This is a genomic window from Pantoea sp. QMID4, assembly GCF_030270445.1.
GTDB classification, from domain to species: Bacteria; Pseudomonadota; Gammaproteobacteria; order Enterobacterales; family Enterobacteriaceae; genus Pantoea; species Pantoea vagans.
The window spans coordinates 342,773-356,046 of record NZ_BSXL01000001.1 but is presented as its reverse complement, the minus strand read 5'-3'; the positions used below and the strand labels follow the sequence as shown (position 1 = coordinate 356,046).

Annotated in this window: 6 protein-coding genes; 4 read left to right on the top strand and 2 right to left on the bottom strand. The window is 54.2% G+C overall.

Annotated elements, in window-relative coordinates; genetic code table 11:
* Window positions 1-16 precede the first annotated feature (16 nt).
* Window positions 17-2,674 carry a phosphotransferase RcsD gene (gene rcsD / locus QSK07_RS01670; protein ID WP_275220949.1) on the top strand — a complete coding sequence of 886 codons (2,658 nt, stop codon included), beginning with the start codon at window positions 17-19 and terminating at the stop codon, window positions 2,672-2,674.
* A gap of 1 nt (window position 2,675) precedes the next feature.
* A complete protein-coding gene (rcsB, locus tag QSK07_RS01665; RefSeq protein ID WP_009089068.1) occupies window positions 2,676-3,326 on the top strand; it encodes a response regulator transcription factor RcsB in 651 nt (216 codons plus the stop codon).
* A gap of 53 nt (window positions 3,327-3,379) precedes the next feature.
* Here rcsB and rcsC read toward each other — a convergent pair whose 3' ends face one another.
* Window positions 3,380-6,232, bottom strand: coding sequence for a two-component system sensor histidine kinase RcsC (rcsC, locus tag QSK07_RS01660; RefSeq protein ID WP_285720262.1), 2,853 nt, complete (start codon window positions 6,230-6,232; stop codon window positions 3,380-3,382).
* Window positions 6,233-6,839: 607 nt separating this feature from the next.
* Window positions 6,840-9,512, bottom strand: coding sequence for a DNA topoisomerase (ATP-hydrolyzing) subunit A (gene gyrA / locus QSK07_RS01655; protein WP_285720261.1), 2,673 nt, complete (start codon window positions 9,510-9,512; stop codon window positions 6,840-6,842).
* 177 nt (window positions 9,513-9,689) lie between these two features.
* Here gyrA and ubiG point away from each other — a divergent pair, with 177 nt between their 5' ends.
* Together ubiG and nrdA are read left to right on the top strand one after the other, a co-directional pair.
* A complete protein-coding gene (gene ubiG, locus QSK07_RS01650; protein WP_098052763.1) occupies window positions 9,690-10,415 on the top strand; it encodes a bifunctional 2-polyprenyl-6-hydroxyphenol methylase/3-demethylubiquinol 3-O-methyltransferase UbiG in 726 nt (241 codons plus the stop codon).
* A 527-nt stretch (window positions 10,416-10,942) separates the two neighbouring features.
* A complete protein-coding gene (gene nrdA, locus QSK07_RS01645) occupies window positions 10,943-13,228 on the top strand; it encodes a class 1a ribonucleoside-diphosphate reductase subunit alpha (protein WP_098052762.1) in 2,286 nt (761 codons plus the stop codon).
* Window positions 13,229-13,274: the final 46 nt, after the last annotated feature.

Sequence of the window (13,274 nt, the reverse complement as noted above, 5' to 3'; positions counted from 1 at the left end):
AGGTACCTGACACGCTATGTTGTATAAGTTTCCACTGACCTCCGGCAATGTCACCCGCTTTTTTGTGGTTTTCAATCTGGTGCTACTGCTGGCGCTGGGCTTTATGGTGCATAACTCGGTCAATGCCTGGCTGACCGGCAAACGCTATGCCATGGACGATCTGGCGCGTGACGTGCAAAAGCGCATCGACGCCTACCGCTTTGCCACCTGGCAGATCTATGAAAATCTCTCTACCAGTGCAGCAGGCGCAACACCCGGCAGTAACCTGCAGGAGACGCGACTGCGTCCTGACGTCTATTACCTGGAAAAAACCCGCCGTAAAACCGAAGCGCTGATTTTCGGCTCACACGACAGCAGCACGCTGGATATGACCATGCGGATGTCGAACTATCTCGACACGCTGTGGGGCGCAGAAAATCCCACCTGGTCGATGTACTTTTTAAATGGTCAGGACAACAGCCTGATTATGATCTCGACCCTGCCGCTGAAAGATATGGCGACGCGCTATAAAGAGAGCGCTATCAGCGCAATGGTGGATAGCCGCCGCGCGGAGATGCTGCAACAGGCTAATGCGCTGGATGAACGCGAGAGCTTCTCGCCGCTACGCCACCTCGCCTTCCAGAACGACCACTATTTTACGCTACGCACCACCTTTAATCAGCCGGGCCATCTGGCCACGGTGGTCGCCTTTGATCTGCCAGTCAACGACATTGTTCCGCAGAACATGCCGCTGGAAAACTTCCAGCTGCGTCAGGACAGCTCAATGCCTGCCACGACAGCCGATCAGCAGGAGGTGGAAAACACCCGCATCACGCTGGTTAATCCCAACATTGAGATTACGGCCACCCTGCCCAGTACTTCGCTGCAGCTGGTCTATCAGGTCCCGATTACCCGCCTGATTATCGACAGCCTGCACAACCTGCTCTGGCCGCTGCTGATCAACCTGCTGCTGTTCCTGCTGTCGCTGGCGGGAATCGTGCTGCTGCGCCAGCAGTCGCTGCGTCCCAGCGAAAATCAGAGCGCTGAACTCGACTCGCTGCGGGTACTGAATGAGGAGATTGTGGCTAGCCTGCCGGTCGGCCTGCTGGTGTATGACTTTGCCAGCAACCGCACCCTGCTGAGCAATAAGATTGCTGAACATCTTTTGCCTCACCTCAATCTGCAGAAGATTATTAATATGTCCGACCAGCATCAGGGCGTGCTGCAGGCCACCATCAATAACGAAGTGTATGAAATTCGCCACGCCCGCAGCGTGCTGTCACCACATACTCAGCTGTTTATGATGCGTGACCAGGATCGTGAGCTGCTGGTGAACAAGAAACTGCAGAAAGCACAGCAGGTGCTGGATCGCAATCATCAGATGCGTCAGCAGCTGCTGCACAATCTGGGTCATGCGCTTAATCAGCCGCTGGAGAAAATGGTAACGCAGCTGGTGCAGCTCAGCCAGCGTGATGCCGATGAGACCGTACTGGACCTGCTCGATGAGAGCCAGGGACTGGCGCGACTGGTGGATGATATCGTGCTGCTGAACCGGCTTGAGGCGCATGACTGGTCACCGGATGCCACCGTTTTTAACCTGCAGGAGCTGCTGGACGAAATCGCACTGGAAAGTCTGCCGCTGATGCGTCGCAAAGGATTGTCGCTGGTGGTGAATAATCATCTGGCGAATGACGAGTCGCGCTTTGGCGACCGTCGCGCTCTGCGCAAAGTGCTGACCACGCTGATGCACTATGCTCTGACCACCACCCGCTGGGGAAAAATCACCCTGGAAGTTAAGGCTGCGGACAAACAGGCCGATAGAGTGATCATCGAACTGGTGGACACCGGTGCGGGCCTGACGGTGGATGAACTGGCGAATGTCGACTTCCCGTTTCTGGGCGATACCAGTCAGGATCGCTACGGACAGGCTTCCGGCATGGCATTTTTCCTGTGTAAGCAGCTCTGCAAGCAGATGGGTGGCAGCCTCGATATCGTGGCAAAAGCGGATATCGGCACGCGCTATAACATGCAACTGCCGCTGGTGCTGGAGCAGAAGCACGAAGAAGAAGAGGAAAAGATTCTGGATGGTGTGACCGCGCTGGTGGAGATCACCGTGGAGGACGTGCATAAAATCGTCTGCCGCCATCTGGAGAACTGGGGCGCACGGTGTCTGACACCCGATGAGCGCATTTCCGGTCAGGATCACGATGTGCTGGTGACCGACGACCCCTCAAAGCTTAGCGGCTGGGCACTGCTGCTGGCGGAAGATGAACTGGGGCATCATGCACTGAACGACCAGCAGTATCGGGTCAATTTCAATCTCAGTAATGCGATGCTGGATGCCTTACTGGCCCTGATTGAGAAGCAACTGTCGCATGATGTGATAGATAATGACATGGAAGACGACACGGCCACGCCATTGATGAGCGGCGGCTATTTCCAGCTGTTTACGGAGACAGTACCGGTTGATGTGAAGAGACTGTATACTGAGTCGGCGGAAAAGGACTACGCCTCGCTTGCTCAGACAGCGCATCGCCTAAAGGGCGTGTTTGCCATGCTCAATCTGACTCCCGGCAAACAGCTTTGTGAAGAGTTAGAACACCACATTAAAGCGTGTGACGATTCAAACATTACAAATACCACCAGTGATATTGACGCTTACGTCAATCAACTGCTGCAGCAAGGTAACCAATAAGATGAATAACTTAAATGTAATTATTGCCGATGACCATCCAATTGTCCTTTTCGGTATCCGAAAGTCTCTGGAACAAATTGAATGGGTCAACGTTGTAGGTGAGTTCGAAGACTCAACAGCACTGATCAATAATCTGTCCAAGCTTGACGCTAACGTCCTGATCACCGACCTCTCTATGCCAGGTGAGAAGTATGGCGATGGCATTACGCTGATTAAATACATTAAACGCCACTATCCGGATCTGTCGATTATTGTTCTGACCATGAACAATAACCCGGCGATTCTGAGTTCTGTGCTTGATCTCGATATCGAAGGGATTGTCCTGAAACAGGGCGCACCTACCGATCTGCCGAAAGCACTGGCTGCACTGCAGAAAGGCAAGAAATATACGCCGGAAAGCGTTGCAAAACTGCTGGAGAAGATCAGCGCAGGTGGTTATGGCGACAAGCGTCTGTCACCTAAAGAGAGCGAAGTACTGCGTCTGTTTGCTGAAGGTTTCCTGGTAACGGAAATTGCCAAAAAACTGAACCGCAGTATCAAAACGATCAGTAGCCAGAAGAAATCAGCGATGATGAAACTGGGCGTGGATAACGATATCGCGCTGCTGAACTACCTGTCGTCTGTCAGCCAGACTCAGGTCGAAAGAGACTAAGTTATATCTGAGGCGGTGCAGCCTGCACCGCCTTACCTCTGCCCTATCCTGCCCTACCCCATCCGCGTTTTACGGACCCGCTCAGCATAGATGGCCAGCGTGACTTTCAGCACATCTAACGTTACCGGTTTTGACAGGCAGTTATCCATTCCCGCATCCATACAACGCTGTTTCTCTTCCGCCAGCGCATTCGCCGTCACGCCCACTACCGGGAAGAGGTGGCCCAGCTGACGCAACCGCTGCGTCAGGCGATAACCATCCATGTTGGGCATGTTCACGTCAGTCAGCACGATGTCGATTTCATTACGACTCAGCACGTTAAGCGCATCAACGCCATCCTGCGCGGTTTTCACCTGATAGCCTAGCGTACCAAGCTGTTCCGACAGCAGCATGCGGTTAATCGGATGGTCATCGACAATCAGCACCATAATGTCATCGTTATGCACTTTCTCTTCGACCGGCGCGGCCAGCAGCAACGCATCCGCCGCATCGTGGCCCAGCGAAATACGGTAGATGCGCGCCAGCAGCGCCGGCACCTCGTGCAGCGTGGCTGTCGAGTGGATCCAGCGTCCCGGCTGACGTTCACGCGGCATATCCACATGCGATCCGTCAAAGGTGATCAGCGCACGCAGCGGTAAGTTGATTTCCAGGTCGTAATCAGTCATCACCACATCGTCGTGACCCGGCTTACCGTCATATTCCGCGACCTCAATGCCCTGACTCTGGAGCTGACGCGTGATAAATTCTTCAAGGTAGTTATTGCGCATCGCCAGCCAGATTTTCTTATTCTGTAAATCTTCCAGCAGCAACAGCGAGGGCTTCTGACCTTTATAGATCGGAATACGCACAATGAACTGGCTGCCCATGCCTGGCTCTGAGTCGACCTCGATGTCACCGTCCATCATATTGATCAGTTTTTCACAGATCGCCAGCCCCAGCCCGGTGCCCTGGAAATTACGCTGCACGCCATTTCCCACCTGAAAGAAGGGATCAAACAGGCGCGGCAGCTCTTTTGCCGGAATGCCGACGCCGGTATCACGGACGCGGAAGGCCAGGTATCCCTCCGCAACCCAGGCGTGCAGGATAATACAGCCGGTGTGCGTAAACTTAATCGCGTTGTTCAGCAGATTTGAGATCACCTGCTGCAGGCGCAGCGGATCGCCGTCCAGCACCTGCGGAACGTCATGTTCAATAAAGCAGTAGAGCGTCAGACGCTTCTTCACCACCAGCGACAGATAGTTGCCAACGATATGGGTGACGATTTCACGCGGGGCAAACGGGCGCGGTTCAATTTTCAGCTGTTCTGACTCGATTTTCGAGAAGTCGAGAATATCGCTGATGATCTTTAGCAGCAGGCTGGAGGAGTTGTTCATCGCCGTCACCAGCGAGTCGATGCCGCTGGGCAGCTCTTTGGTCTGTAACAGGTCGAGATTACCGATAATGCCATACAGCGGCGTGCGCAGTTCGTGACTGACGGTAGCCAGGAACATCGATTTAGACTGGCTGGCCTGCTCTGCCGCGTGGGCCATCTCCTGCAGAGACTGCTCCATTCGTACGCGCGCCGAAACATCGACCAGCACGCAAATCGCCACGTTCTCATTACGATAGCGCGAATGCACAAAACTGATCTGCAGGTTGGTATTACTGCCGGTCAGGACATCGACAAAGTTGACCTGCTGCCCGCCAATAATCTCATTCAGACGCAGGCGATCTTCCTGGGTCAGCAACGTCAGGTAGTTATGCGCCAGTTCGTTACTCAGAATATTGGTGCCGTCGCTGGTGCGTAAAATACAGATCCCGACCGGCGCAGAGGCAACAATCTTACGGTTAAACTGCTCATGCTCTTCCAGCCGGTGCGCATTCTCCTGCGCCGGCAGGAACATCCGTCGCTCAAACACCCATGCGAGAGTAAACAGGATTACGGCGCTGAAAATATTGAGTAGCAGCGCATTAATAATCATCAATTTAAGCTGATCCACCATCACGTCGGTAGGTATCGACCACACCACGTTGAGATCGGATGGCGGCAGTGGTTTCTTCAGCACCAGCTGACGATACCCATTCAGATAACCAAACCAGGTTTTATCATCCGGCAGATTATCAAGCGAGAAGCCCAGCCCGCCGCGCCGCGAGTTAAGCAGCGGACGGTAATTTTCGTCGGTAATGGACGCAATAATCGGCAGGCTGCCCGGCTGAATAAACTCATCCAGCCGGATGTTCTGCTCCACACCCAGCAGCGCCTGTAACTTATTGGCGACGTAAACCGGCACCACCATATAAAAGGTGCCGACGCCGGGCTGAGCACTACTGTTGATCCAGTACATCGGATTGCGGCGGTCCTCATCGCTGCTATTGCGATAGCGCAGCACATTCTCACGCAGCAATTTCAGGCTGCGTTCCCGATCGGCATTACTGCTGCCAATGGTAAAGTCCGCCAGACACTGACTCTCGCCACCGATAAAGAAAACCCGATTGAGCTCATATGACGAGGCAAAGTTGCTCTTCCAGTAATTGATGTAGTAGCTGAGGGAATCGAGCGAGTTGCGCCAGGTATTGCTCATTGAAGTACAGTCGCCATCCGAAAAGAGTGGCGTAAACTGGGGCTGCGTAGTTTTGCCCGGCATCATGCCGGTCAATACATCCAGACCATTGCTGGCATTGGTCAGGCGATTCTCGGTGATATATTTCAGCTCACGCATCATGTCCGCCGAATGGCGCACATACCACTGAATCGTGCCGTAGTTACTGGCGAACTCCTGCCGGACCTGCGTCTCTTTATTGTGCAGGACGCTGATGATGTAAAACGCCGTCAGAACGGCACCCAGCGTCCAGATTAGCAGCGCCAGCGCGCGAAAAAGATAGCGCGAGATGCGAAGCGTAGTGCGGAAAGAGACAGGATATTTCAAAGGTAACTCGCAGTTGGCAAGGTTAGTCGCATCATCGATTTTTAATGCCCATACACTAGCTTTATCAGGCGAAAAAAGCCAGCCAGCCGCAGGCTTAGCGGAAGGTTTGGGAATTTTTCAGGATAGTGAAAGCAGCTAGCTATCAGTGAACAAGAAGGCTTGCGTACAAGCCTGCCCATAAGAACTCAAAACGACACCGTAATCCCAACGAGAAAGGCTGGCTATGCCCGAAGAGCAAAGCGTCCACGCCACGGATGGCGTGACCGATCCGCAGGGATGCGGCAATCCTTTGCGACCGCGCATAGCGGGCCTTTCGACGGCTCCCGGCTTCCGACTTTCGACTCACGTTCTCTGCTACCCAGCATCCACTCAAAGCGACACCGTAATCCCAACGAGAAAGGCTGGCTATGCCCGAAGAGCAAAGCGTCCACGCCACGGATGGCGTGGACGATCCGCAGGGATGCGTGAATCCTTTGCGGTCGGGCATGGCGGGCCTTTCGACGGCTCCCGGCTCGCAGCCACCTACTCTCGATCGCCAAAAAAACGGCAGGCCGGATTTCTCCTGACCTGCCGTTTCTGCAACGAACCTCAGCTCACGTCAGACAAATTACTCTTCGTCTTCAGCCGCGTCGTCTTCGTCTTCTGCATCCGCTTCCGGTGCAATCTCTTCATCGTCGATCTCAGCTTCCGGCGCAATATCATCTTCGCCTTCCGCCACGCTACCGTCGATTGAATCCAGCTCTTCTTCTTCAACCGGCTCAGCAACACGCTGCAGTCCGACTACATTCTCATCCTCAGCGGTACGAATCAGAATCACACCCTGGGTATTACGACCCACGACGCTCACTTCTGAAACGCGGGTACGCACCAGCGTACCGGCATCGGTGATCATCATAATCTGATCGCCATCAACAACCTGAACCGCGCCAATCACCGGACCATTACGCTCGGTCACTTTGATTGAGATAACACCCTGCGTCGCACGCGACTTCGTCGGGTATTCGCTGTTGGCCGTACGCTTACCGTAACCATTCTGCGTCACGGTCATAATGGCACCCTCTTCACGCGGCACAATCAGCGACACCACACGATCGCCTTCAGCCAGCCTGATGCCGCGCACGCCAGAAGCGGTACGACCCATGGCACGAACGGCGGACTCTGCAAAGCGCACTACTTTACCGGCTGCGGAGAACAACATCGCTTCATCGTTACCATTGGTCAGCGCCACGCCGATTAGCTCATCATCATCACGCAGATTCAGGGCAATAATGCCGGCGCTGCGTGGACGGCTGAACTCTTTCAGCGCCGTCTTCTTCACCGTACCCAGCGCGGTCGCCATAAAGATATTGAAGCCTTCGGTATACTCACGTACCGGCAGAATCGCCGTAATACGTTCGTTAGCTTCCAGCGGCAGCAGGTTGACGATTGGACGTCCACGCGCGCCACGACTTGCTTCCGGCAGTTGATAAACCTTCATCCAGTAGAGACGGCCACGACTTGAGAAGCAAAGAATGGTGTCATGGGTATTGGCCACCAGCAGACGATCAATGAAGTCCTCTTCTTTGATACGCGCAGCTGACTTGCCTTTACCACCACGACGCTGTGCTTCATAGTCGCTCAGTGGCTGATACTTCACATAGCCCTGATGCGATAACGTCACGACAACATCTTCCTGATTAATCAGGTCTTCGATATTAATATCGGCGGTGTTCGCGGTGATCTCGGTACGACGATCGTCGCCAAACTGATCGCGCATCAGCTCCAGCTCTTCGCGGATCACTTCCATCAGACGCTCGGCGCTTGACAGAATGTGCAGCAACTCAGCGATCTGCTCCAGCAGCGCCTTATACTCATCCAGCAGCTTCTCATGCTCAAGGCCGGTCAGTTTCTGCAGACGCAGATCCAGAATCGCCTGAGCCTGCTGCTCGGTCAGATAGTACTGACCATCACGGATACCGTACTGCGGATCCAGCCACTCAGGACGCGCAGCGTCATCACCTGCACGCTCCAGCATCGCTGACACGTTACCGAGATCCCACGCCTGGGCAATCAGACCCGCTTTCGCTTCTGCCGGATTGGGTGCACGGCGAATCAGCTCGATAATCGGATCGATATTCGCCAGCGCAATCGCCAGACCTTCCAGGATATGCGCGCGGTCACGGGCCTTGCGCAGTTCAAAAATGGTACGACGTGTAACGACTTCACGACGATGGCGAACGAAGGCGTCCAGAATCTCCTTCAGTGCCATAATCTTCGGCTGGCCCTGATGCAGCGCCACCATATTGATACCAAACGAGGTCTGCAGCTGGGTCAGTGAATAGAGATTATTCAGGACCACTTCGCCGACTGCATCACGCCTGATCTCAATCACGATCCGCATGCCGTCTTTATCAGACTCATCGCGCAGCGCGCTGATGCCTTCGACACGCTTCTCTTTCACCAGCTCCGCAATCTTTTCAATCAGGCGTGCTTTGTTTACCTGATACGGTAGCTCATGAATGATGATGGTCTCGCGGCCCGTTTTTGCATCGGCTTCCACTTCGCCGCGTGCACGGATATAAATCTTGCCGCGTCCGGTGCGGTACGCTTCTTCGATGCCACGGCGACCATTGATGATGGCGGCGGTCGGGAAATCAGGCCCCGGAATGTGCTCCATCAGCGCTTCAATGCTGACGTTCTCATCTTCAATATACGCCAGGCAGCCGTTAATCACTTCACGCAGGTTGTGCGGTGGAATGTTGGTTGCCATACCTACGGCGATACCGGACGAACCGTTCACCAGCAGGTTAGGGATTTTGGTCGGCAGAACGTCAGGGATCTGCTCAGTACCGTCATAGTTCAGTACGAAATCGACGGTCTCTTTTTCCAGGTCAGCTAACAGGTCGTGGGCGATTTTCGACATGCGAATTTCGGTATAACGCATCGCTGCAGCAGAGTCGCCATCGATGGAACCGAAGTTGCCTTGTCCGTCCACCAGCATGTAACGCAGGGAGAAAGGCTGGGCCATACGTACAATGGTGTCGTAAACGGCAGAATCACCATGCGGGTGATATTTACCGATAACGTCACCGACGACGCGGGCAGATTTTTTATAGGGTTTGTTCCAGTCGTTACCCAGTACGCTCATCGCATAGAGTACGCGACGATGAACCGGCTTCAGGCCATCACGCACGTCGGGTAAAGCTCGGCCAACGATGACCGACATGGCGTAACCGAGGTAAGAATTTTTTAATTCTTCTTCGATATTGACCGGTGTAATTTCTCTCGCAAGGTCGCTCATTGAGCCGCTATCCCTCTACTTAATCCCGGATTTTAAAGGTGCGAAAGTATATCACACTGCAATGCCCGGGTGAACGTTAACCACCGATATCGCCCGCTTTTCCTCACGCCTGAAAGGTGTGCCATCCGCGGTTAAGCGTTTATACTGTGGGCACATTTTGTCAGGAGTTACGATTCAATGAATGCACAACCGCAGAATCATCAGCAGAACGTCGATGCGCAGGAAATTGCCAAGTTTGAGGCGGTGGCCTCGCGCTGGTGGGATCTGGAGGGTGAATTTAAACCTCTGCACCGCATCAATCCGCTGCGCCTGGGCTATATCGCGCAGCACAGTAACGGTTTGTTTGGTAAGACCGTGCTCGACGTGGGATGCGGCGGCGGCATTTTAGCGGAAAGCATGGCGCGTGAAGGCGCAGTGGTCACGGGCCTGGATATGGGCGCTGAACCGCTGGCCGTGGCACGCCTGCATGCTCTGGAGAGCGGCATCACGCTGGACTACGTACAGCAGACCGTAGAAGAGCATGCCGAACAGCACGCCGGAAAATATGATGTGGTGACGTGCATGGAGATGCTGGAGCATGTACCGGATCCGCGCTCGGTGGTGCACGCCTGTGCGAAACTGGTTAAACCCGGCGGCGAAGTCTTTTTCTCAACGCTGAACCGCAACCCTAAAGCCTGGCTGCTGGCGATATTTGGCGCAGAATATGTGCTCCGCATGCTGCCGCGCGGCACACACGACGTTAAGAAGTTCATCCGTCCTTCAGAGCTGCTGGGCTGGGTCGATGAAACGGCCCTGCGTGAACGCCACATCATCGGCCTGCACTACAATCCGGTGACTAATCGCTTCAAACTGGCCCCCGGTACTGATGTCAATTATATGGTACACACCCATCGCGCCGTCTAAGTGACTGGCCCGCCTGAATCAGGGCGGGCTTGTTCTTTCCTTTCCGCTTTTCATCACCTGTGGCCCCCGAAATCAACCGCAACAGAGGCATCGTGTTACCTGCCAGTGGGTTACGTCACACCCACTCTCTTTTGCCTCAGATTTCAGTCTGCGTCATCTGGCAGTGCACGGGGCAGGTAGTCTCTTTTCGCTATTTTTCCTCCCCTGCAGGGCCGAAAAGTGAGGATTGAATAAGAAATACGCGTCCGATCAAAGTTAGAAAAAAAAGTGTGATCTGGTTGACATGTTGCCAGGCCTTACAAGGCATGGCCTGAGAATTTTCGCCAAAAATACAACCCCTCTATCCATCATTTTTTGCTCTTGTTAAGCGGCCGTAAAATACTAAAATAAGCCCCCATGTAGTTATGGTATTTCCCATCACCCCCAAGATGTAGTGTTTATCCACACATTATTCACAATGAATATGCTGTGCATAAGCCGGGATTTCTTTTAATTTTTGGATACTCACGCAAAGGTAAAAACGCGACATGAACCAGAGTCTGCTCGTTACTAAACGCGATGGCCGCCAGGAGCGCATTGACCTCGACAAAATTCACCGTGTACTGGACTGGGCAGCTGAAGGGCTGAACAACGTCTCAGTTTCACAGGTGGAGTTGCGCTCCCACATTCAGTTCTATGATGGCATCAGAACCTCTGACATTCACGAGACCATCATCAAGGCCGCAGCAGACCTCATCTCTCGCGATGCCCCTGACTATCAGTACCTGGCTGCCCGCCTGGCGATTTTCCACCTGCGTAAAAAAGCGTATGGTCAGTTTGAGCCGCCGAAGCTTTATGACCAGGTCGTTAAGATGGTCGACATGGGCAAATACGATCGCCACCTGCTGGAAGATTACAGCCAGGAAGAGTTCGCACAGATGGACGAGTTCCTCGACCACTGGCGTGACATGAACTTCTCCTACGCCGCGGTAAAGCAGCTGGAAGGCAAATATCTGGTCCAGAACCGCGTCTCGGGTGAAATCTACGAGAGCGCGCAGTTCCTCTACATTCTGGTCGCTGCCTGCCTGTTCTCTGGCTACCCGCGCGATACGCGTATGGATTACATCAAGCGTTTCTATGATGCGATCTCCACGTTTAAAATCTCGCTGCCGACGCCAATCATGTCGGGCGTGCGTACCCCGACACGTCAGTTCAGCTCCTGTGTGTTGATCGAGTGCGGCGATAGCCTGGACTCCATCAATGCCACCTCCAGCGCGATTGTGAAATATGTCTCTCAGCGTGCCGGTATCGGCATTAACGCCGGTCGTATCCGTGCGCTGGGCAGCCCGATCCGCGGCGGTGAAGCGTTCCACACTGGTTGTATCCCGTTCTATAAACATTTCCAGACCGCAGTGAAGTCCTGTTCTCAGGGTGGCGTACGTGGCGGCGCAGCGACGCTGTTCTACCCGATGTGGCATCTGGAAATCGAAAGCCTGCTGGTGCTGAAAAACAACCGTGGTGTTGAAGGTAACCGCGTGCGTCACATGGACTACGGCGTTCAGCTCAACAAGCTGATGTATCAGCGCCTGCTGAAAGGCGAAGACATCACCCTGTTCAGCCCATCGGACGTGCCTGGCCTGTATGACGCGTTCTTCGCCGATCAGGATGAGTTTGAGCGCCTCTATACCAAATATGAGCAGGACAAGAGCATCCGCCAGCAGCGTGTTAAAGCGGTCGATCTCTTCTCGCTGATGATGCAGGAACGTGCATCAACTGGCCGTATCTATATTCAGAACGTCGATCACTGCAACACCCACAGCCCGTTTGATCCGCGCATCGCGCCGGTTCGCCAGTCTAACCTCTGCCTGGAAATCGCCCTGCCGACCAAACCACTGGAAGATGTTAACGACGAAAACGGTGAGATCGCCCTGTGTACGCTCTCTGCGTTTAACCTCGGTGCCATCGAAAGCCTGGACGATCTGGAAGAGCTGGCTACCCTGGCGGTGCGTGCGCTGGATGCGCTGCTCGACTATCAGGACTACCCGATTCCGGCTGCACAGCGTGGCGCCATGGGTCGTCGTACCCTGGGCATTGGGGTGATTAACTACGCTTACTATCTGGCGAAGCACGGCGTGCGCTACTCTGATGGCAGCGCTAATGGCCTGACCCACAAAACGTTTGAGGCGATTCAGTACTACCTGCTGAAAGCGTCAAACGAGCTGGCAAAAGAGCAAGGTGCCTGCCCGTGGTTTAATGAAACCAGCTATGCGCAGGGCATTCTGCCCATCGACACCTACAAGAAAGACCTGGACGCGATCAGCAACGAACAGCTGCATCTTGACTGGGAAAGCCTGCGTGAAGAGATCAAGACGCACGGCCTGCGCAACTCGACCCTGTCTGCACTGATGCCGTCTGAGACCTCGTCTCAGATCTCCAATGCCACCAACGGCATCGAGCCACCACGCGGCCACATCAGCATCAAAGCGTCTAAAGATGGCATCCTGCGTCAGGTGGTGCCGGAGTATGAGCGTCTGAAAGATCAGTATGAACTGCTGTGGGACATGCCGAACAACGACGGCTACCTGCAACTGGTGGGTCTGATGCAGAAATTCATCGACCAGGCGATTTCGTCCAACACCAACTACGATCCGTCACGCTTTGCCAACGGCAAAGTGCCGATGAAACAGCTGCTGAAAGATCTGCTGACGGCGTACAAGTTCGGCGTGAAAACGCTCTACTATCAAAATACCCGTGACGGTGCGGAAGATGCACAGGATGACCTGGCACCTTCTATCCAGGATGATGGCTGCGAGAGCGGCGCCTGTAAGATCTAATGGTCAGGCGGGAGATTCTCCCGCCTCATTCATTTCACGAGGCCTG